Source organism: Nitrospirillum bahiense (assembly GCF_007828025.1).
GTDB classification, from domain to species: Bacteria; Pseudomonadota; Alphaproteobacteria; order Azospirillales; family Azospirillaceae; genus Nitrospirillum; species Nitrospirillum amazonense.
Map to the genome: position 1 here is coordinate 43,094 of NZ_VITO01000014.1, position 23,620 is coordinate 66,713.

Here is a 23,620-nt window from a genome sequence, read left to right on the forward strand (position 1 = left end):
TGTGGGCAGCCGGCCACATCCGGCGCTGTGCCGCCATGGTGCCGCCGCTGCGCGGGGCGACCGGGACGCGATGGTTGCGCTACGGCCAGGCGGGCCCTTCACACCGGGCGGCGGCCAGGAACGACATCCCGCTGATGGGCGCGGCGCCAGACACCCGGGGACTGGCCGCACAGGCGGGAAAAGACCTGGGTGAAATGGCTCTGGTCGGAGAAGCCGCAGCGCAGGGCGATGTCGGCCAGGGGTAATTCGCCCGCCGTCAGCAATGCCTTGGCCAATTCCACCCGGCGGCGGGTCAGCCAGCGGTGTGGCGGTTCACCTACCGACTGGCGGAAGGCGCGGGCGAAGTGCGCCGCCGACAGGCCGCAGGCGTCCGCCAGCTCTTTCAGCGTCACCGGCGCCCGCAGATCCGCCTCCATCATCTCCTTCGCCCGGCGTTCCTGCCATAGGGCCAGGCCGCCCCGGCGCCAGCCATCGGGCAGCTCGCGCCCCATGATGCGCACCAGATAGGTGCAGAAGGCGTTCAGGATATAGTCGACGAACAGGGCTGGGGCCCGGCCGGGCGTGGCCAGCGGCGCCATCAGCGCCAGGCCGAAATGGGTGATGACGTCGTCGATCATCGTCAGGCCGGATTCATAGTCCAGCCCGTGGAAGCCCCGTAGCCCCGCGTCCCGGGCCCAATGGGCCATGGCGCCGCGCGGCAGCTCGAAACTGATGATGTCCACGGGATGGACGATGCGCCAGACGCAGGGGTCGCGCATGTCGCGGAACGAGCATTCCATGGGCGCCCGGGGTTCCAGCTGCAGCATGCGCCGACCCTGCTGCATGGTGCAGGCGGGGGTGGGCTGCAGGTAAAGCCGCGCCAGGTGGGCGTCAATGCCGCCGTAGCCCATTTCCACATCGGGCAGGGCGTCACAGGTGGTGCGCCGGACGCTCAGCCGTTCGCCGTCATCCGTCAGCTGCGAGTGCAGGATGGTCGCGGAAATGAAATTCGTTTCCGCCACGCTGCGGGCGTTGGAGGCGGAGGACGCGGACAGGGCGGGCGGCTGCATCTCCAATTTCCCCTCGGCAGGACGGGCACCGGTCCAATAACGGTTCGGAACGGAGACAGCGTAGCAGCCAAGGGTCTAAAAATATTGTCAAATTTAACCCGATAGAGCGCGGCGGGCGAGGGCCCTTCCTCGCCCGGCTGCCGCAGGGCAGCCAGGGCGCGGTCTCACCTCACCGTCCTGTCGGACCAGGAACAGGGCGTGCCGCCGGCCCCGGTGACGATCGCGACACGTCCCGTCAGTGGCATGTCAGCAACCCTCCGCATGGGGGGGCAGCACGGGCGAGACGACGCCGGTGTTCCAGTTCCAGGGCAGGTTGCCCGCCGCCCGGCGGCGGCACACGGTGGCCTCGTGCAACGCGTACATGCCCGGCATCACCTTGTGCCCCGGTTGCGCCGTGTCGGTGAAGGCCATGTAGCCTTCATCCTGGCCGAAGACGGGCCAGGCGGGCAGGCCTTCCGCCACCGGCTTTCCGTCGCGGGCGAAGCTGGCCCAGTAATCGCTCATGGCGGCGGTCAGGCGCCGTTCGACCGGACTGTCCGGCGCTTTCGGCCAATAGGACGGGGTGTGCGCCATGGTGCCGAAGACATAGGGGATCTCCGAAGCGTGGAAGCTGTGCAACCCCTTGTCGTCCATGGCGGGATAGCCGTGGTCGAACAGGTAGAGGTATCCCGGCTGCCCCAGCCTGGTCTGGTCCCGCACCAGCCGCTCGGCCGTCCAGCCGTACAGCGCATCGCGGGTGGCCGCCAGCTCGCTTTCCTCCAGCTTGCCGGTGGCGGGGTAGAGCCGCAGGAATTCATCGGCCAGGTCGCCGTAGCGTTCGCGGATCATCGCCTCATAGGCCTTGGCGTCGGCCGGCGGCGGGGCGATCAGCCAGCGCAGGGACCGGATTTCCCCGCTGTTGAACCCGGCCAGGATGGGAACCGGCGCCTGTTCCCCCTTGTCGAACACGTCGACCAGCTGGCCGGTCAGCACCTTGCCGTCCACCGTGCCGAGGGGGAAGTAGTTGACCTTGGCTGCCGCTTGCACCAGCGTTTCCGCGTCCATGGCGCGCAAGGCCGCCACATCCGTCGCCCCCACTTGGCCGGCGATGTAGGACCCGATGGCCTCCGCCGCGAACTCGCCATGGTTGGGTTGCTTCAGCTCGGGCATGGAGATCATATAGCCGCTCTCCACCACCGCTTTGGCGAATAGGCCCTTCGCCTTGGGCGACGCCATCAGGTACATGACCGACAGCGCGCCGGCGGATTCGCCGGACACCGTGACGTTGGCCGGGTCACCGCCGAAGGCGGCGATATTGTCGTGGATCCAGCGCAATGCTGCGATCTGGTCCAGCAGGCCGTAGTTGCCGGAAATGCCGTCAGGATTCTCCGCGCTCAGACCCGGATGGGCCATGTAGCCCAGGACGCTCAGCCGGTAATTGATGGATACGACAATGACGCCGCGCCGGGCCAGGGCGGCGCCGTCATACATCTCGTTGAAGCCATAGCCGCTGAGCAGCGTGCCGCCGTGGATCCACACCAGGACGGGGGCGTTCCTCGCCCGCTTGGGCGCCGTGATGTTCAGGGTCAGGCAATCCTCGCCCATCGCCGGTGGCGGGCTGGTGTAGACGGTGGTGCCGGCGGCCCTGGGCTGCACGCAGGCCAGGCCAGGGGCTCCGGCGTCGCGCACGCCCGTCCAGGCGGGCAGGACCTCCGGCGCCTTCCACCGCAGCGGTCCTACCGGGGGCTTGGCGTAGGGAATGCCCTTGAAGACGTTCAGGTCGCCGCTGCTGCGGCCCGCCACGCTACCGGCCGGCGCCCGCACCGTGGGATTGTCCTCGGCCATGGCGCCGAAGGACAGCAAGGCGGCCGCGGCGCAGGCGCCCAGGCGTAGGAAAAGACGCATCAGTGATCTCCGGTCCGGTTGGCTTCCGCCTTCAGCACCCGCGCCAGCACCAGGAAAAGCGCGATGGCCAGGAAATAGAAGGGGACTAGGGTGTAGAAGGCGAGTTGCAGGGAATTGCCGGGATGAGCCGCCCGGAAGTGGTCGCTGGCGGCCCCCAGGTAGGTGGGGCCGAAGCCCAGGCCGATCAGGTTCATGACCAGCAGCAGCAAGGCGCCCGACAGCACGCGCTGGTTGGGCCGCACCGCCTCCTGCACCAGGGTGACGGCGGGGGAGAGGAAGAAGTAATTGAGGATGGTCGGACCGATCAGCAGCAGCAACGCCAGCTGCCACCCCGGCGCCCAGACGAAGCCCACGAAAAGGGGCACGGCGCCCGCCAGGCCCAGCGCCGGGACCAGGGCGTAGGCTTGCCTGGATCGGCCGCTGAACCGGTCGACCAACCGGCCCGAGGCGTACATGCCGATGGAAATTCCGATGCCGATCAGCAGGGCGTAATACACCGCCACCTGCTGCAGGCTCATGCCCTTTTCCCGCATCAGGAACAGGACGGTGAAATTCATGACGGCGTAGGTGACGAACTGCGTCGCCCCGCAGGCCAGCGCCATCAGCAGCAGGGCAGGGCGCTTGAAGAACATGGCGACCGTTTCCAGGAATCCGGCCCTGGCCTGCGCGGGAAGGGCGCCCGATGCCGGCAGGTCCAGGCCGCCACGCTTGGGCTCGCGGATGGTCAGCCAGACGATGAGCGCGGCGGCGACGCCGAACATGCCCAGCACCAGGAAGGCTTGGCGCCAGCTGTAGGCGGCGGCGATGGAGGCGCCGAAGGCGACGCCCAGCGCCTGGCCCAGGGGCGGGCCCAGGTTGAACAGGCCCAAAGCGGCACCCCGCCGCCCCGGTGGGAAATAATCGGTGATGATGGCGTAGGAGGGGGGCACACCACCCGCTTCCCCCACGCCCACGGTCATGCGCGCCAGCACCAGCTGCGGATACGTGGCCGACAGACCGCAGGCCACCGTGGCCGCGCTCCACAGGGCGCAGGCGATGGACAGCACCCGCACCCGGTTGGTGCGGTCGGCCAGCCAGGCCACAGGGATGGAGATGAAGCAATAGAACAAGGCGAAGTAGAGCCCGCTGATCAGGCCCAGCTGGCCGTCGCTGACGCCCAGATCATCCTGGATGGGCTTGGCCAGTATGGACAGCAGCTGCCGGTCCAGGAAGTTCAGCACATAGACGAAGCAAAGCGCCGCCAGCACGTACCAGGCGCGAGCATCAGGCGGCGGCGCCGTGGCTAGGGGCGAAGTCGACACCGGCTTTGGCGCCGGGGAAACGATGGTCATGTCTTATCCCTGTGGCTGGTACCTGTGGCTGGTACCTGTGGCTGGTGCCGATGCCCGATGCCGCCCTACGACGTCGCCGCGGGCGCTGGCCCGCGGCGACGTCGGGAGAGTGACCCGACTGCCTAAAAGCCTTTTCTGATATTGAGGGCGACGAAGCGGCCGATGGGATTGTAGTTGCTGCCGATGCCGTCCGTCGCGGGGAAGTAGGGCGGCCGCTTGTCCAAGAGGTCGTTGATCTGCAGGGCCAGTTCGGTCTTCGAGGTCATGCCGCTGTCCGGCAGGGTCCAGGTGACGCGTAGATCGACCGTCGTGTACGGGTCGGCGCTGTACACGCTGGTGCCGGTGGGGGTGGCGAAGCTGTTGGTCACGCCGTCCTGGTAATTGACGAAGGTGACCACGCTGACCGCCCCGACGCTGGCGCCCAGCGAGGCCCGGAAGGTCCATTGCGGCAGGCCCAGCCGCAGGCTGTCCGACACCGGGGCGGTGGGCGACAGCTGCGTGTCGAACTTCAGGATGTAGTTGCCGGCCAGGCCCGCGAACACGGTGCCGAAGCCCACGTCCCGGTGATAGCCGAAATCGAAGTCCAGGCCGTTGGTGGCGCGGCTGCCGAAATTGCCCAGGCGCTCGTCCAGCAGGTTGCCGATCTGGGGCAGGGGATTGGGCAGGTTGACCGGTGTGGCCACCCCCAGCAGCTTGGCCAGCTGCGCCGGGGTGGGGTTGCGGTAGACGACGGACGCGAATGTCGGGTCGGTGAAGACCAGCGATGCCGGCGGGGTGCCGATCGCGCCGTCGAACTTGATATCGTAAAAGGTGGCGCTGGCGCGGAAGTCCGGCAGGAAGTGCGGTTGCCAGTCGACGCCGACGGAGTAGGTGCGGGCCGTCTCGGGCTGCAGGTCGCGGTTGCCGCCCGCCAGGTAGACCGTGTTGACCTGCGCCGCCCCCCGCGACGGGTCGCGGGCCAGGACGGCGGCGCTGGCGGCGTCGAGGTAGTAGGCGCCCACGGTGGCCCCCACCTGGCGCATGCCCGGCGCCCGGAAGGATTTGCCGTAGGAGCCCCGGATGGTCAGGTCTTCCACCGGGTCCCAGTTGAGGCCGACCTTGGGATTGCTGGTCGATCCGAAGTCGCTGTAGTGGTCGTAGCGGCCGGACACCGACAGGGACAGGCGGTGCAGCAACGGCGCCTCATTGCCGGCGCCCACGATGGGCGCGAAGACTTCACCGAAGGCGGAATAGATGTCCCGGTCCAGATCCTCGGGCACCGGCGCCGCGCCGACGAAGCCCCGCTGGGTGAAGGTCTCGTTGCGGAATTCCGCCCCGGCCGCGAACTTCAGCGGCCCGCCCGGCAGGTCGAACAGGGGCCCGTCGAGCTTCAGGGCACCCAGGTTGGTGTGCTGGGTGACGGTGACGGCGGTGGGGTAGGTGGTGATGGCGGCGGCGACGCCTGGGGCGGTGCGCTGGCCGAAGGGATCCAGGGCCGTGGCCGTTGTGGTCCCGGCCGCCGCCACCGCTAGGGCCACGGGATTGACGCCGGGAATGTAGGCGTCGTTGGTCGACCAGTCGAAGGTACCGTAGACGCTCAGGTTCAAATCGGCGGGCAGTTGCACATCGACGCCCACCGACGAATTGCCCACCCGGGTATTGTCCGTGTTGTTGAGATGGTCGGCGCCGAAGAGGTTGTCGGCGCGGAACAGCACGGTTTCCGACGTGGCCCCGGTGCCGGGCGGCGCCATGAAGTAGGGGTTGGCCTTGGTGATGGTCAGCGTCTCGACCGGCGGGGCCGCCTGGATGATGTCCTTGCGGTCCGAATACAGCAGATCGGCCCACACGGTGACACGCTCGCCCAGTTCCTGCCGGCCGGTCAGGAAGCCGCTGTGCAGCCGTGACCGGGGAAGCAAGTCGACCGCAGCGTTGCCGTCGCAGTAATTGATCGTGCCGGGCCTGAAGCCGGGGGCGGCGTAGGTCAGCGCGCCGGTCTGCGGGATCACCACGTTGGCGGACGGGCAATTGTACGACCTGGTATCGACACCGCCGGAAGGCCGGAAGTCCTGGACGCGATAGTCCCGTTCGCTGCCGGTGATATTGGTATTCCGCATGAACTCATAAGCTGCCAGGAAGGACCCTGTGGCCCAAGTCCGGCCAATCACGCCGCTGGCCGACACTGAGTGATAGCCGTCGGACATGCCGTAGCGGACGTCGGCTTCCGCCCCTGAGAAGTGCTGGCGGGTGATGAAGTTGACCACGCCGGCTATGGCGTCGGAGCCGTAAACCGATGACGCGCCATCGGGCACGACCTCCACCCGCTCCAGCGCCAGGCTGGGGATGTTGGGATAGTCCGGCCCTGTGTCGTTGGCCGCGGCGCTGGCCAGGCGGTGGCCGTTCATCAGCGTCAGCGTGGCGCTGGAGGGCAGGCCGCGCAGGCCCGGCGCGAAGGTGCCGAACCCAGCACTGCTGGCGCGCGGGGCGGTGTTGAAGCTGTTCAGCTGCGGCACGGTGGCCAGCAGGTCCGCCGTCGTCGTGGCGCCGACGGTCTTGATATCCTCATTCGAGACACTGATCAGGTTCGAGCCCACCGGCGGGACGCCGCGAATTCTGGAACCGGTGACGATGATCTCTTCCAGCTCGCCACCTGATGTCGCGGCGGTGGTCTGCGCCGGCGCGGCCGACGTTTGGGCCCATGAGGGGCCCGACGCGAAAAGCATGACGGTCACGAGCGATGTGCCGGACAGCGCGACGCGCCTCGCGGCTTTCGAGGTCCCAGGCATGCGTTCCCTCCCCTGTTTATTTATAGGTTTCTCAAAGCGATATCCGATGGCCGATGGGTCGTCAAGTTCATTCATTTAGTGATAAATGAAAAAGTTCATTGGGCAATGTCATTGCTTGACCGGACGGGGCGGGCGCCCCATCGTCCCTGTCGAATGAAGGGGTGGATGGCGTCTTTTCCCGACGCGTCCGATCAGGAAGGCCGGAGATTATGGCAGCAGAGCCGAAGCCCGAGAGGCGCCGCACGCGCGCCGAACAGCGGGCCGCGACCATGAAGTTGATCCTCGACACCAGCGAGGACCTGTTCGCCCAGCTCGGGTACTTCGGGGTGACGATCAAGGATGTGGCCGACAGGATGGGCATCCATCCGGCGCTGATTCACTATTACTTCGACGGCAAGAAGGCGCTGTTCGACGCGGTCTTTGAGCGCCGCGTGCAATATGCGGTCACCACCCGCACCGCGGCGCTGGATGCTTACGAGGTGGCGGCCGGGGACCACCCCACCGTCGAGGGGATACTGCGCGCCTATTACGAAGGGGCGTTCGACATCTACATCAGCGGGGGTGATGGCTGGCGCCACTTCGGACGGATCTTCGCGCAGGTGAACAATGCGCCGGGCTATGGTGCGGAGTTGATGGACACCTATTTCGATCCCCTGGCACTGCGGCTCATCAGCCTTCTGCAGAAGGCCCTGCCGGACGCCACTCCGGAAGATCTCTTCTGGAGTTTCCAGTTCACCTCCGGCGCCTACACGCTGATCCTGTCACGCACCGGCCGCATCGACCGCCTGTCGGACAATTTGTGCACGTCCGAGGATTTCGAGGCCGCTCGCCAGCGCTTCGTGACCTTCATGGCGGGCGGCTTCGAGGCCCTGTACAAGCGCGCGAGGTAGGCTAGTCGGGACGGGGGGGTGTTCCACCCAGCCGCGCGTCGCGAAGGGCGGCTCGGCGCACCTTTCCCGCCTCATCCCGCAGGGGTTCGCTGGTGAACTCGATGCTCTTGGGCAGCTTGAAGCGCGCCAGCCGTTCGGCCACGAAATCCAGGAGGTCCGCGTCGTTGAGATCCGCGCCCTCGACCGGCTGGACGATGGCGTGGACACGGGCGCCCCAATCCTCGTCGGGCAACCCGACCACGGCGCTGGTCCGCACCGCCGGATGCGCGTCCAATGCCGCCTCGACCTCCGCCGGATAGATGTTGGCGCCGCCGGAGATGATCAGGTCGTTGCGGCGGTCGGACAGGTAAAGATAGCCATCCTGGTCCACGGACCCGAGGTCGCCGGTCGACTCCCAGTCCCCGATGCGCCGGGACGGGCTGCCCAGATAATGATAGGTCGACCCTGGGCCGCCTTGTGGCCGGAAATAGATTTCGCCCACCTCGCCCGGACGGCGGCGGTGCCCATCGGCATCCAGGATGGCCAGCTCATACCCCTCGCGCACCTGGCCGACCGAGCCACGATGCGCCAGCCAGTCCGTGCCGGAGATCATGGTCGATCCGATGCCCTCGGTCGTGCCGTAAAATTCCCAGACCCGCTCGCTGCCCAGCCAGCCGATCCACGCCTCTTTCAGCCAGGTGGCGCAGGGGGCGGCCATGTGCAGCATCATGCGCAGGCTGGGCAGGGTGAAACGCGACAAGGTTTCCGGGGCCAGGCGCCAAATGCGATGCATCATGGTGGGCACCATGGTCACCCAGGTCACACCGTGGGCCTCAATGAGCTCCAGCGCGCGCAGCGCATCGAACCGCCCCATCTCGACAATGGTGCCGCCGACGAACAAGCCGGTGAAAATGCAGTGGAAAGGGGCGTTATGGTAGAGCGGTCCGGGGTTCAGGATGATGTCGCCGGGACGCTGGCACAGGAAGCCCTCTTCCGGATTCCAGCGCGCCGGCATGGCATCGACGATCACCTTGGGCCGCCCGGTGGACCCACCGCTGGTCATCGCCTTCCAGTGGGGTGAAACCACCTCCGGCAGTGGATCAGCCGAATATTGGTCCAGGGCCGCTCCCTGGCCAGGGGGCAGCACCGGGATTCCAGCCTGGGGCAAATGGCCGACGACCAGCCGGGGGCGGACGATGTCAAGGATCGCGTCCATTTCCAGCCGCGGAAGCTTGGCCGACACGATGTTGGGGATGGCGCCCAGTTTCCAGATCGCGAAGGTGGTCTCATAGAAGTCGAGGCCATTGGGCAGCGCCACCGTGACGAAATCACCCGGGCCGACGCCTTGCGCCGCCAGCAGGCGGGCGCGCGCGTTCGAGCGTGCGTCCAGTTCGGCATAGGGAATGGTGACGCCTTCCAGGACCAGCGCGGCTCTGCCGGGCGACCGGCGCGCATGGTGGGCCAGGATGGAACTCAGTGCGATACCATCGTTTGACATAGCGACAACGCCTCTCGGGAAGCCCTTTCCCCGACCCCTTCTCATCTTTGGTGCGTTCGAATGGGGTTGGGAATGAGAACCACCTACAGCGCGGGCGCCAGCCGGTCAAGTTCATTCATTTACTACTAAATGAAAATTATATATCGGTAAGGTGCCGTGGGGCGATTTCACGGATCGACCAGGCAACTGACCACAAGCCTGACGCGTGCTGCTCGCGCGCCTTGTCTGATCCGGCCGGAACGCTCCAGATCCGCCAACCCATGAAGCGCCGCCCAGAACGTCTCGGTCGCGACCTCGGCATCTGCCCGCGACGGCCCGACAGCCTCGGCCAGCGCCGCGAAGGCGTCCTTCAACTCGGGTCGTGTATCGGCTTCCGCGAAGCGCAGGCCGGTTGCCATGGTGAACATCGCCTCGTACAGGGCTGGGTGCGCACGTGCGAAGGCGAGATAGGCCGTGGCGACGCTCTCAAGCGCGCCTTGACGGCTGGCCGATCCCTGTGCGGCCTGGCGGAGCGCTGTCGCCAGTTCGCCAAACCCCTCGATGGCGATCGCCGCCACGATGGCGTCCCTGTTCTCGAAGTGCGAGTAGAGGACGGGCTGGCTGTACTCGATCTCCTCCGCCAGGCGCCGGATCGTGACGGCGTTCCATCCTTCGCTTTCCGCGATCAGGCGTGCCGCCGCCGTGATGCGCTGCTCGCGCTCGGCCCGCTCTCTGCCCTTTCTCTCCGCGATACCCATTTGCCGCCTCCCTCGCCATGGCCGCGAAAATTTATAATTAAGCTTGAAAAGTTAGCAATGCTAGAATATATACCGTATCGAAACATGGAGGTTGACATGCACTGGTTCTCAATCGCGGTGGCGCTGCTGGCGGCTTTCGGAATTATCGTCATTGGCGTCCTGTATCTTTTCAGCCCAAGGTCGGCGACCTTGAGTTTCGGCCTGCCGCTTCCTGAGGAGGGGGCGAACATCGCCTGGTGGCTGCGGCTCAAGGGTGTGCGTGACGTCGCCTCAGGATTGGTGGTTCTCGCCCTGATGGTTTGGGGCGGGGCGCAAATGGTCGGTATCGCCTTGCTGGTCGAAGCCATGATTCCGTTGGGCGACATGTCGCTTATCCTCGCGGCGAGAGGCTCAACCGGGCGGGCCTTCGGCATCCATGGCGTCACGGCGGCGCTGATGGTTCTGGCCGCGGTCCCGCTGCTTGCGGGAGTGGCCTGAGACGCTGCCCATACTCCCGATCTGGTTGTTCGCTACGGCTTCCACGGCGCGGGGATGTTCAACGCCATCGGCACGCCCGGCGTGCGCATGAGTTTCGTCCGCTGGGGATTTCCGGGGTGGTGGTGTCGCGTGACCAGCGCCCCGGAGATTTTGGTCGCGGTTCTGGTCGCGTTTCGGGCCAGTCGTCAGGCGGGCCTCACTTCGGGGGCGATCATCATCGCCTCGGCGATTCTCACGGTGGTGCGGCGCCGTGACTTCTTCTCGCTCGCGCCCCTCGGTCTGTTTGCCGTTTTGCTCGCCATGGCAGGCGCGGTCTCATGCGCTGTGGGCGTGTGACACTCTTCAAATTTCCCCAATCGCGCGCGCCTGTGTCGCCAGGTTCTTGGGGCAATATCCGAAAAAACTCGATCACGCTCGACCGTCGGGCCGGCAGGAATCCCGGCATCTGGCAATAATTTTTCCGTCACCCTGTATCCCGACTTGCTTTGTCATGGGACCGTCACGGTTCCAATCCGCGCCCCTAACCTTAAGGATAGGGAGTGGAGCGGTGCTTGCGCTGTCAGATGGTCTACATATAGTGGGTTTTGCACGTATTTTTCGCGAAATATCATTGTTGTAAACGTTTAATTAAGATGCGCGGATTATGGTAGCAGCCGATACTAGCCCTAATATTTTGGTGTCAAGTTGCGGATACTGAGAACGTTGCTTGCCGCGACGGCCCTGGTTCCCTTGGCGATGGCCAAGCGGTCTCACGCTCAGGATGCCGGCCAGATATTGCGCGATGTTGAGCGCAACATTCCGCGCGCAGCACCGCAGGCCCCCGCTCTGCCCGATCTGGCGCCCCCCACCGCCGAGGGTGAATTCCTGAAGGCGGGTGAGACGGTGCACGTCACCGGCTTTCACATCATCGCCACCCTCATTCCCGAAGCGGAATTGCGGGATCAGTTGACGTCCTATGTCGGGCGCGACTGCACCTTGGGCGATCTGCGTGAGGCGGCAGCCCGCATCAGCCGCTATTACGCGCAGCACGACCTGCTGGCCCGTGCCGTCCTGCCGCGCCAGAGCCTGGAAGGCGGGGTCGTCACCATCCAAGTGCTGGAAGCGCGCATGGGGCGGGTGCTCGTCGACCCCTCCAGCGACGTCCGCCTGGATGCCGACCAGGCGGCGGATTTCATCTTCGCCCAAAACCCGCAGGGCGATCCGCTGCGGCCCAGCGCGGTCGCCACCGGCGTGTCCAACCTGGGCCTGATCCCGGGCATGCAGGCGCTGGGCGTGCTGGATGCCGGCGCGGAGGAGGGAACGACCGACGTCCACCTCAAGATGCGTGAGCCGCCGCTGCTGACGGCCACCGCGCTGGTCGACAACAACGCGCCGCGCGAAATCGGCGGCACGCGCGGCCTCGCCATCGTCACCATGACGGACGCGGCGGGCATCGGCGACCAGGTCGCCGTCACCGGCCAGGCCAGCCAGTCGTCGAAATACGGCCAGATGCTGGTCGGGGCGCCCATCTGGCACGAAGGCCTGTGGCTGGAGGCCAGCGGCGCCGTGCTGCAATACGACGTGCCGGAAGACATCAACGCCAGCACACCCGCGGGTGACGCGCAGACGGCCGCCCTGACCCTGCGCTGGCTGGCCCTGCGCAGCTCCGCGGCACCGGTGAACCTGGCGTTCGGCCTGGAGCACAAATGGACCAGCGACAAGCTGGCCGACGTGGTTACGGCCTCCAACAGGCTGGGCGCGTTGACCCTGGCCGCCCACCGGCTGATGCGCGACGACTGGCAGGGTGGGGGCGCCTTCACCTTCGATGTGCAGGTCAAGGCGGGCAACGTCGACCTGTCGCACAATGCCGCCAACCAGGCCATCGATCAGGCCACCGCCCGCACCCAGGGCCACTATGTCAAGGCCAGCGCGTCGGTCAGCCGCGCCCAGGCCCTGTGGCGGGGCGGGGACATGCTGGCTACCCTGGCGGCGCAGGTCGCGTCCAAGAACCTCAACAGTTCCGAACAGTTTTCCCTGGGCGGCCCCACCGGCGTCCGGGCCTATCCCTTGAACCAGGGCGGGGGCGACCAGGGCGCCATGCTGAACCTGGAGGTGGGGCAGCAGGTGTCCACCAGTGTCCGCTTTTCCGCCTTCTGGGACGGCGGCTGGGTGGAGCAGCACAAGGAAACCTGGGGCGGCTGGGAGGGCGTGGGCTCGCCGCACAATCACTATTTCCTGCAGGGGGTTGGCGCCAGCGTTCAATGGACGCCGGCCGGCAACGTGCAGATGAAGGCCACCGTCGCCCACCGCATCGGTTCCGACGCCGGGCGCACCGCCCAAAACCTGGATCTGGATGGCCGGCGGCGCGAACTGCGGGCCTGGATGCAAGTGGTATTGTCGGTCTAGGGGGCCCAGGAGGAATAATGGCCAGCCGCTCCGCGCTTCCGTTCCGCCTTCCCCTGCGCGCCAGGCTGCTGGGATGCACCGCCGTGCTGTCGGTGATGCAGGCGTTGACCCTGCCGGCCATGGCGGGCACGCCGGCACCGGGCACATTGCCTACGGGTGGACAGGTCCAGGCCGGCACGGCGGGCATCAGTTCCACCGGTCCGGTGATGACCGTCACCCAAACGTCGGACAAGGCCATCATCAGCTGGCAGCAGTTCAACGTTGGCGCCGGCGCCACGGTGAATTTCCAGCAGCCCAACAGCTCGGCCATGACGCTGAACCGCGTACGCGGCGGCGACCCCTCCCTGATCGAGGGCGCGATCAAGGCGCCCGGCACGGTCATCCTGGTCAATCCCGGCGGCGTGGTCTTTGGCGGCGGCGCCACGGTGGACGTGGGCGGCCTGGTCGCTTCGACCATGGACATCGCGGATGAGGATTTCCAGAAGGGCCGGCTGGTTTTCAACCGGGGATCGGCCACCGGCTCGGTGGTCAATGGCGGCACCATCACCGCCCGTAATGGCTCGGTGGTGCTGCTGGCGGCGCAGATCCGCAACCAGGGCCTGATCCAGGCGCAGTTGGGCTCGGTGGTGCTGGCGGCGGGGGAGACCGTCACGCTGACGCCGGACGGCGGCGCTCCCCTCAAGGTGGATCCCGCCACGGTCGAGGCGCAGATCGAGGCTGGTGGCATCATCCGCGCGCCCGGCGGCACCGTCTACCTCACGGCCCAGGCGCTGAACATCGTGGCCGGCGGCGTCATCAAGGCCACCGGCGTCATCGAGGCCGACTCCCTCACCCGCGAGGGCGGCAAGCTGGTCCTGGACGCCAACGGCCCCATCACCCTGCAGGGCGCCACGCTGAGCGCCAAGGGCGCCACCGGCGGCGGCACGGTCACGGTGGGAACGGCGGAGACGGCCTCCGTCACCATGGATGCCGCCAGCCGCATCGACGCTTCGGCCACGGAGACGGGCAAGGGCGGGTCGGTCACGGTCAACAGCCAGGACACCGCCGCCCACGGCGTGCTGCTGGCCCGGGGCGGCAGCTTGTGGGGTGACGGCGGCGCCATTGAGACGTCCGGCCACGCGCTGGCCTTCGACGGGGCGACGGTGGATGTGGGGGCGGCCCATGGCAAGGGCGGCACCTGGCTGCTGGACCCCGTCGACCTGACGGTGAACGCCGCCTATGCCGCCGCCATCCAAACGGCGCTGGCCAGCGGCAGCGTCACGCTGCAGACCACCAATACCAGCGTGGGGTACACCGGCGTCACCGCCGGCGGGGTCACCAAGGCCAGCGGCCTGGGCGACATCGCCGTCAATGCCGGCATCACCTGGTCCTCGGCCAACAGCCTGACGCTGGATGCCTATCACGGCGTGTCCATCAACGCCGCGCTGTCGGGCACCAGCCTGGTGGTCCTGACCAATGACGGCGGCAGCGGCGGTGTGTTCCGGGTGACCGCCCCGGTGTCGCTGACCACCAGCCTGACGGTCAACAGCACGGCCTATACCCTGGTCACGTCGGCGGCGGCCCTGGCCGCCATCACCGGCAGCGGCAATTACGCGCTGACCAACGACTTGGCGCTGACCGGCGCGTGGACGCCCATCGGCTATAGCGCCACGGGCAACAACGCGTCGCCCACCGCCTTCACCGGCACGCTGGAGGGGCTGGGACATACGATCACCGGCCTGACCGTCAATGCCGCCGGGGGCGGGGCGGGCAACCTGGGCCTGCTCAGTGTCATCGGCGGCGGTGGCCTGGTTCAGAACCTGACGCTGTCCGGTGGAACGCTGTTTGGCGGCACGGGCGCCAACCTTGGCCTGCTGGCCGGCCAGAACCAGGGCACGGTGCGCAACGTCACCGCCTCCGGCACCGTTACCGCCGGCGATGGCGCCAGCGCCGTGGGCGGCCTGATCGGCGGCAACAGCGGCACGGTCACGGCTTCCGCCGCCGCCGTGACCGTTTCCGTCGGCAGCGGTGTGTCCAAGGTGGGCGGGCTGGTGGGCGCCCAAACGGCGGGCCTCATCGCCAACAGCTTTGTTACCGGTGCCGTCACGGCCGGCTCGGCCGCCACGGCGGTTGGCGGCCTGGCCGGCTGGGTCGGCGGCGGCACGGTTTCCGGCAGCTACGCCGACAGCAGTCTGACCGTTGGCGACGGTGGCAACCGCGTGGGAGGCCTGGTCGGCTACAGCGACGCGCTGATCACCCAGAGCTACGCCAGTGAGACCATCTCCGCCGGCGGCGGGGTTCAGTATGTCGGCGGCCTGCTGGGATATGGCGACACCGCCAACACCGTCAGTGCCGTCTATGCCATCGGCCCCATGTCGGTTGGCACCACGTCCGACAGCGTGGGGGGCCTGGCCGGCTATAACGCCGGCACCATCAGCGCCGCCTATGCCACCGGGTCCATCACCGCCGGCGCCGGCACCACCAACATCGGCGGCTTCGTCGGTTCCAATGCCGGCCTGGTGACGGTCGGCTTCTGGGACACGGCGACCAGCGGCCTGTCCGTGGCCTACGGCAGCAATACCGGCACGGTGTCCGCCACGGCCATCGCCGCGAACACGCTGACCACCGCCACTTATGTCGGCTTTGATTTCAGCAACGACTGGTATGAGGTCGACGGCCGGACCCGCCCGTTCCTGCGCAGCGAATACGCCACCACCATCACCAACGCCCATCAGCTGCAGCTGATGGGCGTGGACCCGACGGCATCCTATGTCCTGGGTAAAAACCTGGACATGAGCGGCACCACTGTCCAGGGCGGTCTTTGGTCCACCAGCGGCTTCACCCCCATCGGGTTCACGACGGTGGGGGGCAATGCCTCCCCCACGGTCTTCACCGGTTCGCTGGACGGCCAGGGCTACACCATCAGCAATCTGACCCTGAGGGCGACCACATCCCACGGCGTCGGTCTGTTCTCCAGCATCGGTCCCGCCGGCTCGGTCGCCAACCTGGGGCTGGTGAACGGCACGATGATCAACTCCTCGTCGGGGACCCAGGTCACCGGCTGGGGCATGCTGGCCGGCAAGTTATCCGGCACCGTCACCAACAGCTACGCCACCGGCGTGGTCTTTGTCTCCAAGACCACGGGCGTGGGGGGGCTGGTCGGCTATATGTCGGGCGGCACCATCCTGAACAGTTATTCCGGTGTCAGCTTCCTGAACGGCCTTTCGGTGACGGCGGTCGGCGGCCTGGCGGGGCAGGTCTCGGCCCAGTCCTATATCAGCGGCAGCTATGCCACTGGCGGCTTCAGCCTCTCCTCCTTCAACCAGCGTATTGGCGGGTTGGTGGGCGACGCCAATACCATGACGCTGGTCAATTCCTACGCCACCGGCGGCGTCAGCACCGGCAGCAGCGGCGCGCAATATGTCGGCGGCTTGGTCGGTGTCAACACCTTCGGCTCAATCCTGGGCAGCTACGCCACCGGCAATATACTGCTGTCGAGCGCCGCGGCGCGCATCGGTGGCCTGGTCGGTTCCAACTCAGGCACCGTCAGCGGTAGTTATGCCACCGGAACGATCACCGCCACCGGCACCGGCAACCAGTATTTCGGTGGCTTGGTCGGGGTGAACTCCCAAACCACGGCCGGTTCGGCGTCCGCGCTCATCGCCGACAGCTACGCCACGGGCAACCTGTCGGTCGGGGCGGCCACGGGTGTCGGCACCATGGCGCAGTATATCGGCGGGCTGCTCGGCCACGAGCAGAACGGCATCATCAGCGGCAGCTATGCCACCGGCACGGTGTCGGTTGGCCGGACCGCCTTCTACGTCGGCGGCTTGGTCGGGGCGTCGGAGGCATTCAACCTCACCTCGTCATCCGTGCTGGGCAGCTATGCCACCGGCACGGTCATCGCCGGCACGGCGGGCACTGATATCGGCGGCCTCGCCGGTCGCAACTATGGCAGCCTGATCCGGGGCGCCTACGCGACGGGGGCCGTCAGGGCCGGTACCCTATCCAACGGCGTTGGTGGCCTGGTGGGCGAGAACGCCGTCAGCGGCACCGTCATCCCCACGATCGCCCAGAGCTGGGCCAGCGGGTCGGTGTCAGCGGCAGCGGGCGTCAGCGTGGGCGGTCTGGTCGGCAGGATGACCTCCGGCACGGTGATGACCAGCTTCTGGGACACGGTCTCCACCAACCAGACGAACGCCTATGGGACCAGTTCGGCCGGCTCCTTTTCCGCCACGGGGGTCAGTGGCACCGCCGCCTATGCCTCCGCGACCTACAGCGGTTTCGACTTCACCTCCACCTGGTACATGGTGGACGGCTATACCCGGCCCTTCCTGAAGGCGGAAGCCCGGACCACCATCATCAACGCCCATCAGCTTGAACTGATGGGCGCCAACCCGGGCGGAAGCTACGTCCTGGGCGCCAACATCACGATGGTGGAGTTGGCGCTGACCTCGGGCCTGTGGAACACGGCCACCGGCTTCGCCCCCATCGGCATTACGTCCGCCGGCGGCAACGCCAGCCCCACCGCCTTCACCGGCACGCTGAACGGCCGGGGCTACAGCATCAGCGGCATGACCATCGTCAGTGCCGCCAGCGATAATATCGGCCTGTTCAGTGACATCGGCGCCGGCGGCATGGTCGCCAACCTGACGCTGACGAACGCCAGCATCAGCGTCGGCGCCGTCAGCGGCGTCGGCTTGGTCGCCGGGCAGAACAGCGGCACCATCAGCGGCGTCCAGACCAACGGCACGATTCTGGCGGCGTCGGGCGCCCAGCGCCTCGGCGGGGTCGCCGGCGTGAATGCCGGTCTCATCACGGCGGCGTACACGGGCGGCACCGTGTCGGCCGTGGCGGCCCAGAGTGTGGGTGGCATCGTCGGCTACAACAGCGCCACCGTCGCCAACAGCCACGCCATCAGTGCCGTCATTGTCGGTGATGGCGCGCAGTCCGTAGGCGGCGCCGTGGGCTATGACGCCGGGACCATCAGCGCCAGCGACGGTATCGGCATCGTCCAGGTGGGCAGCGGGGCGCAGGCCGTCGGCGGCCTGGTCGGGTATGAGGCGGGGCTGGTCACGGCCAGTTATGGCGGCGGCACCGTTACCGTCGGCAGCGCCGCGCAGTATGTCGGTGGCCTGGCCGGAACCGTCACTACCGCGGGCGTCGTCAACGGCGGCTACGGCACCGCCTCGATCATCGCCGGTGCCGGCGCGGTGGATGTCGGCGGCCTGGTCGGCGCCAACGCCGGTCAGGTGACCGGCGCCTACGCCATTGGCAGCATCCTGGTCGGCAGCGCCGGCACCGCCGTGGGCGGCCTGGCCGGCGCCAACACCGGAACCATCACTGCGACCTATGCCACGGGCAGCGTCCTTGCGGGCCAGGGCACCACCGTGATAGGCGGCCTGGTGGGCCAGAACGACGGCGCGGTGTCCGGCTATTGGGACACGGGCACCACCGGCCTGACCGTGGGCTATGGCGCCAATACCGGCAGCGCCTCGGTCACGGGCATCAGTGGCTCCTCGGTTTATCTCAGCGCCACCTACGCGGCCTTCGACTTCACCAGCGTCTGGTACATGGTCGATGGCTACACCCGGCCCTTCCTGCGGGCGGAGTACAACACCACCGTCGTGAACGCCCACCAGTTGGAACTGGTGAACCTGGACCTGACGGCGACCTACACGCTGGGGCGCGATATTGACGTCAGTGAAGCCACCAGCACGGCCGGCTTGTGGGCGACGGCCACCGGCTTCCTGCCCATCGGCTTCAGCACCAGTGGCAACAACGCCAGCCCAGGCAGCTTCACCGGCACGCTGAACGGCCAGGGGCACGCCGTCAACAACCTGGTCATGGCCAACGCCGCGGCCAGCAACATGGCGCTGTTCAGCGCCATCGGCACAGGCGGCGTCGTGCAGAGCGTGGGTGTCTACAACGGCACGGTGGTGGGCGGCGGCGGCAACGTCGCGCTACTGGCCGGCAGCAACGCCGGCACCATCCTCAGCGCCTATGCCACCGGCACCGTCACGGCCGGCAGCGGTGCCCAGTACGTGGGCGGGCTGGTTGGTGGGAACACCGGCACCATCAGCGTGGCCTATGCCACCGCCGACGTCACCGCCGGCGCCAACGCGGCGGACGTGGGCGGGCTGGTGGGATATAACGCCGGCCGGGTTTCCCTGGCCTATGCCAGCGGCGTGGTGACGGCAGGGACCGGCGTGGGGTCCATTGGGGCGTTCGCCGGCGGCAATGACGGTTTGGTCGCGGGCGCCTATTGGGATGGCGCCAGCAGCGGCCAGACCGTAGGCTATGGCGGCGGGACGGGGACGTTCAGCGCCACCAACGTCAGCGGCACCGCGGCCTACGCGTCGGCTACCTACAGCGGTTTCGACCTCGCCAACACCTGGTACATGGTCAGCGGCTACACCCGCCCGCTGCTGCGCATGGAATACGGCACGGTCATCAACAACGCCCACGAGTTGCAGCTGATCAACCTGGCCATGACGGCCAACTATATCCTGGGCGCCAACATCACGATGGGTGAGCTGGCACAGGCCGGTGGCCTGTGGAGTTCCGCCGGCTTCGTGCCCCTGGGCCTCAATACCGCCAACTCGAACAACAGCCCGACCTTGTTCAACGGCACGTTCGATGGCTTTGGCCACAGCATCGTCGGCCTCACCATCAACAACACCGTTTCCAACAACGTCGGCCTGATCAGCTACAACAACGGCACCATTCGCAATTTGAGCGTACTGGGTGCCCGCATCAACGTCGACGCCCCCAACGACGTCGGCATCGTCGCGGGCGAAAGCGTCGCGACCGTCAGCAATGTCTATGCCAGTGGCACCCTCATCGCCTCCGGGGCGGTCTCCTACATGGGCGGCCTGTTCGGATTCATGAGCGGCACCGTGGTGAACAGCGGTGCCGCCGTCACCCTTCAGGTCGGCTTCGCCGCGCAGCAGGTGGGCGGCCTGGTGGGCATCAATTCCGGCTTTCTGTCCGGCAGCTTCGCCACCGGCACCATCTCCGCTGGCAGCGGTGTGCTGAACATCGGCGGCCTGGTTGGCCAGGTCGCGGGCACCGTCAGCAACAGCTACGCCATGGTCAACGTCTCCGTGGCCAGCGGCACCGCCGGCGGCACGGCCATTGGCGGGTTGGCGGGCGTCAATCAGGGCCTGATCGCCAACAGCTACTCCACCGGCAGTGTCACGGCGGGCCCGTCCGCGGTTTCCGTCGGGGCCTTCCTGGGCGACAACCAGAACGCGGTGACCACCAGCTATTGGGACACGACCACGTCGGGCATGACCGTGGGCATCGGTGGTGGCACGGGCACGGCCGCGGACGCCACCGGCTTGGCCACCACCGCCTGGCTGACCAGCGGGCCCATAGCGCAGTCCGTGTTCAGCACGACGGATTGGTTCAATGGCTCACCCTATCCGCTTTTGAAGTCGCTGCCCTACATCGTGATCACCGGTTCGGGTAGCGGCGTCTATGGCGCCGCCACCGTCACGGCGACCACCACCAGTGCCTATGATCAGCTGGGCCGCAGCGTCGGCAGCGGCCTATCCACCTCCGGCATGGTCTGGACCACGAGCGAGGCGCGCTCCGCTGTTGGCTCCTACAGCCTGCTTGGCCTGGGTAGCGCCAGCTATTCCGGCGGTGTCTACCAGTTCTCGTCCTCCGGTACTTTGACGGTGACCCCGGCGGCACTGACGATCACGGCCAGCGGGGCGACCAAGACCTACGGCACCAGCGCCAGCCTGACGGGGTACAGCAGCAGCGGGCTGGTCAACGGCGACAGCATCAGCGCTGTCACCCTGGCCAGCACGGGCAGCGGCACGGCGGCGTCGGTGGGCAGCTACAGCGTTGTGGCCAGCGGCGCGACGGGCACGGGGCTGAGCAACTACTCGGTAAGCTACGCCGATGGCACGCTGACGGTGACCCCGGCGGCACTGACCATCACGGCCAGCGGGGCGAGCAAGACCTATGGCACCAGCGCCAGCCTGACGGGGTACAGCAGCAGCGGCCTGGTGAACGGCGACAGCATTGCGGCCGTGACCTTGGCCAGCAGCGGCAGCGGCACGGCGGCGTCCGTGGGCAGCTACAGCGTTGTGGCCTCGGGCGCCACGGGCACGGGGCTGAGCAATTACTCGGTGAGCTATGCCGACGGCACGCTGACGGTGAACCCGGCGGCGCTGACCATCACGGCCAGCGGGGCGACCAAGACCTATGGCACCAGCGCCAGCCTGACGGGGTACAGCAGCAGCGGCCTGGTCAACGGCGACAGCATTGCGGCCGTGACGCTGGCCAGCAGCGGCAGTGGCACGGCGGCGTCGGTGGGCAGCTACAGCGTTGTGGCCAGCGGTGCGACGGGCACGGGGCTCAGCAACTACTCGGTGAGCTACGCCGACGGCACGCTGACGGTGAACCCGGCGGCGCTGACGATCACGGCCAGCGGGGCGACCAAGACCTACGGTACCAGCGCCAGCCTGACGGGGTACAGCAGCAGCGGCCTGGTGAACGGCGACAGCATCAGCGCCGTGACGCTTGCGTCCAGTGGTTTTGGCACGGCGGCGTCGGTGGGCAGCTACAGCGTTGTGGCCAGCGGGGCGACGGGCACGGGTCTCAGCAACTACTCGGTGAGCTACGCCGACGGCACCCTGACGGTGAACCCGGCCGCACTGACCATCACGGCCAGCGGGGCGAGCAAGGCCTATGGCACCAGCGCCAGCCTGGCGGGCTACAGCAGCAGCGGCCTGGTCAATGGCGACAGCATCAGTGCGGTGACGCTGGCCAGCACGGGCAGCGGTACGGCGGCGTCGGTGGGCAGCTACAGCGTTGTGGCCAGCGGGGCGACGGGCACGGGGCTCAGCAACTACTCGGTGAGCTACGCCGACGGCACGCTGACGGTGAACCCTGCGGCGCTGACGATCACGGCCAGTGGTGCGACCAAGACCTATGGCGCCAGCGCCAGCCTGACGGGGTACAGCAGCAGCGGCCTGGTGAACGGCGACAGCATCAGCGCCGTGACGCTGGCCAGCAGCGGCAGTGGCACGGCGGCGTCGGTGGGCAGCTACAGCGTTGTGGCCAGCGGCGCCACGGGCACGGGTCTCAGCAACTACTCGGTGAGCTACGCCGATGGCACGCTGACGGTGAACCCGGCGGCGCTGACGATCACGGCCAGCGGTGCAACCAAGACCTATGGCACCAGCGCCAGCCTGACGGGGTACAGCAGCAGCGGCCTGGTGAACGGCGACAGCATCAGCGCCGTGACGCTCGCGTCCAGCGGTTCCGGCACGGCCGCGTCGGTGGGCAGCTACAGCGTCGTGGCCAGCGGTGCGACGGGCACGGGGCTGAGCAACTACTCGGTGAGCTATGCCGACGGTACCCTGACGGTGAACCCGGCCGCGCTGACGATCACGGCCAGTGGGGCAACCAAGACCTATGGCACCAGCGCCAGCCTGACGGGCTACAGCAGCAGCGGCCTGGTGAACGGCGACAGCATCAGCGCTGTCACCCTGGCCAGCACGGGAAGCGGCACGGCCGCGTCGGTGGGCAGCTACAGCGTTGTGGCCAGCGGTGCGACGGGCACGGGGCTGAGCAACTACTCGGTAAGCTACGCCGACGGCACGCTGACGGTGAACCCGGCGGCGCTGACGATCACGGCCAGCGGGGCGGCCAAGACCTATGGCACCAGCGCCAGCCTGACGGGCTACAGCAGCAGCGGCCTGGTGAACGGCGACAGCATTGCGGCCGTGACACTTGCGTCCAGTGGTTCTGGCACGGCAGCGTCGGTGGGCAGCTACAGCGTTGTGGCCAGCGGGGCCACGGGCACGGGGCTGAGCAACTACTCGGTGAGCTATGCCGACGGCACGCTGACGGTGAATCCGGCGGCACTGACCATCACGGCCAACGATGAAAGCAAAACTGCGGGCCTTGATCTGATCCTGGCGGGTTACGGTGTGACGGGATTGACGAACGGTGACAGTGTCACCGGGGTGACGTTGAGCAGTCCCGGTGCCGTGGCTGCGGCGGCGCCGGGCAGCTATGGTATTACCGCCTCGGGCGCCATCGGCACGGGCCTTGGCAATTACACAATTCTATACCAGACTGGGTTGCTGAGCGTTGGCGCGTCCGCGGCACTGACCACAAGCACCTTGCAGCGCCAAGTCGTGGCGGCTTTGCTGCCGACCGCAAGCCTGGCTGCGCCCGCCGTCACCGCCAGTCTCGGTGGGGGCGTGGCGAGCGTCAGCGCTCCAGCCACCGTCAGCGACACAGGCTCGACCAGAACAACAGCCCCCTCCGCCACAACTGGCGCAGCGGCTTCGACATCGTCGGCCGGCGGCGATGCCGCGGCGTCGGGCGCGTCCGCGTCCTCGGGCACATCCGGCGGAACATCGTCCGGCGCATCCGGCGGGGCGTCGTCCAGCGATAGTGGCGCACCCTCGAGCAGCACCGCCTCGCAAGGCAGCTCCTCCCGTGGCGGCGAGAGCGGTGGCGGTCAAGTATCCTCCGCGCAGACATACGCGGTTTCTTCCGCCGGTAGCGAAGGCGGCGTCTATAATCAGCTACAAATGACCTCAGCCCCCATTCAAGGCACGAAGCAGGATGAGCGGAAACAATAGCGGCGACTTTTCCATCCCGGTGGTCGAACGCAG

The 23,620-nt window shown here is 67.5% G+C and carries 11 protein-coding genes; 5 read left to right on the forward strand and 6 right to left on the reverse strand.

Annotation, left to right across the window (positions count from 1 at the left end):
- Positions 1 to 98 precede the first annotated feature (98 nt).
- The 4 genes from FBZ88_RS19650 to FBZ88_RS19665 form a co-directional block, all read right to left on the reverse strand.
- Positions 99 to 1,049: a helix-turn-helix transcriptional regulator gene (locus tag FBZ88_RS19650; RefSeq protein WP_145618864.1), complete on the reverse strand. Its 951-nt coding sequence runs from the start codon at positions 1,047 to 1,049 to the stop codon at positions 99 to 101.
- A 246-nt stretch (positions 1,050 to 1,295) separates the two neighbouring features.
- Entirely contained in the window at positions 1,296 to 2,933 is a 1,638-nt protein-coding gene (locus FBZ88_RS19655; protein WP_145618865.1) for a carboxylesterase/lipase family protein, read from the reverse strand.
- Entirely contained in the window at positions 2,933 to 4,264 is a 1,332-nt protein-coding gene (locus tag FBZ88_RS19660; RefSeq protein ID WP_145618866.1) for a spinster family MFS transporter, read from the reverse strand. Before FBZ88_RS19660 ends, FBZ88_RS19655 begins: the two co-directional genes overlap by 1 nt.
- A gap of 122 nt (positions 4,265 to 4,386) precedes the next feature.
- Positions 4,387 to 7,026: a TonB-dependent receptor plug domain-containing protein gene (locus FBZ88_RS19665; protein ID WP_145618867.1), complete on the reverse strand. Its 2,640-nt coding sequence runs from the start codon at positions 7,024 to 7,026 to the stop codon at positions 4,387 to 4,389.
- A gap of 209 nt (positions 7,027 to 7,235) precedes the next feature.
- On the opposite strand from FBZ88_RS19665, the gene FBZ88_RS19670 reads away from it, so the two are divergent.
- Complete coding sequence (locus FBZ88_RS19670; protein ID WP_145618868.1) at positions 7,236 to 7,916, forward strand: TetR/AcrR family transcriptional regulator; 681 nt, start codon at positions 7,236 to 7,238, stop codon at positions 7,914 to 7,916.
- Between the two features lies 1 nt (position 7,917).
- Here FBZ88_RS19670 and FBZ88_RS19675 read toward each other — a convergent pair whose 3' ends face one another.
- Both FBZ88_RS19675 and FBZ88_RS19680 read right to left on the reverse strand, forming a co-directional pair.
- A complete protein-coding gene (locus FBZ88_RS19675; protein WP_145618869.1) occupies positions 7,918 to 9,393 on the reverse strand; it encodes an AMP-binding protein in 1,476 nt (491 codons plus the stop codon).
- 167 nt (positions 9,394 to 9,560) lie between these two features.
- Positions 9,561 to 10,130: a TetR/AcrR family transcriptional regulator gene (locus tag FBZ88_RS19680; RefSeq protein WP_145618870.1), complete on the reverse strand. Its 570-nt coding sequence runs from the start codon at positions 10,128 to 10,130 to the stop codon at positions 9,561 to 9,563.
- Positions 10,131 to 10,226: 96 nt separating this feature from the next.
- Between FBZ88_RS19680 and FBZ88_RS19685 the strand changes: the two genes are divergently transcribed.
- The 4 genes from FBZ88_RS19685 (at position 10,227) to FBZ88_RS19700 (ending at position 23,587) form a co-directional block, all read left to right on the forward strand.
- On the forward strand, positions 10,227 to 10,607 hold the full coding sequence (locus FBZ88_RS19685; protein WP_145618871.1) for a DUF4267 domain-containing protein: 381 nt from the start codon (positions 10,227 to 10,229) through the stop codon (positions 10,605 to 10,607).
- Positions 10,608 to 10,661: 54 nt separating this feature from the next.
- Positions 10,662 to 10,943 (forward strand): hypothetical protein, encoded by a 282-nt coding sequence (locus FBZ88_RS19690; RefSeq protein ID WP_145618872.1) that lies wholly within the window; start codon positions 10,662 to 10,664, stop codon positions 10,941 to 10,943.
- Between the two features lie 438 nt (positions 10,944 to 11,381).
- A complete protein-coding gene (locus FBZ88_RS19695; RefSeq protein WP_246138753.1) occupies positions 11,382 to 12,992 on the forward strand; it encodes a ShlB/FhaC/HecB family hemolysin secretion/activation protein in 1,611 nt (536 codons plus the stop codon).
- A gap of 17 nt (positions 12,993 to 13,009) precedes the next feature.
- Entirely contained in the window at positions 13,010 to 23,587 is a 10,578-nt protein-coding gene (locus FBZ88_RS19700; RefSeq protein ID WP_145618874.1) for an MBG domain-containing protein, read from the forward strand.
- Positions 23,588 to 23,620: the final 33 nt, after the last annotated feature.

Bases quoted from the DNA above. Each gene is read 5' to 3' on its own strand.
- FBZ88_RS19650 (WP_145618864.1), bottom strand. From the start codon at position 1,049: ATGCAGCCGCCCGCCCTGTCCGCGTCCTCCGCCTCCAACGCCCGCAGC.
- FBZ88_RS19655 (WP_145618865.1), bottom strand. From the start codon at position 2,933: ATGCGTCTTTTCCTACGCCTGGGCGCCTGCGCCGCGGCCGCCTTGCTG.
- FBZ88_RS19660 (WP_145618866.1), bottom strand. From the start codon at position 4,264: ATGACCATCGTTTCCCCGGCGCCAAAGCCGGTGTCGACTTCGCCCCTA.
- FBZ88_RS19665 (WP_145618867.1), bottom strand. From the start codon at position 7,026: ATGCCTGGGACCTCGAAAGCCGCGAGGCGCGTCGCGCTGTCCGGCACA.
- FBZ88_RS19670 (WP_145618868.1), top strand. From the start codon at position 7,236: ATGGCAGCAGAGCCGAAGCCCGAGAGGCGCCGCACGCGCGCCGAACAG.
- FBZ88_RS19675 (WP_145618869.1), bottom strand. From the start codon at position 9,393: ATGTCAAACGATGGTATCGCACTGAGTTCCATCCTGGCCCACCATGCG.
- FBZ88_RS19680 (WP_145618870.1), bottom strand. From the start codon at position 10,130: ATGGGTATCGCGGAGAGAAAGGGCAGAGAGCGGGCCGAGCGCGAGCAG.
- FBZ88_RS19685 (WP_145618871.1), top strand. From the start codon at position 10,227: ATGCACTGGTTCTCAATCGCGGTGGCGCTGCTGGCGGCTTTCGGAATT.
- FBZ88_RS19690 (WP_145618872.1), top strand. From the start codon at position 10,662: ATGTTCAACGCCATCGGCACGCCCGGCGTGCGCATGAGTTTCGTCCGC.
- FBZ88_RS19700 (WP_145618874.1), top strand. From the start codon at position 13,010: ATGGCCAGCCGCTCCGCGCTTCCGTTCCGCCTTCCCCTGCGCGCCAGG.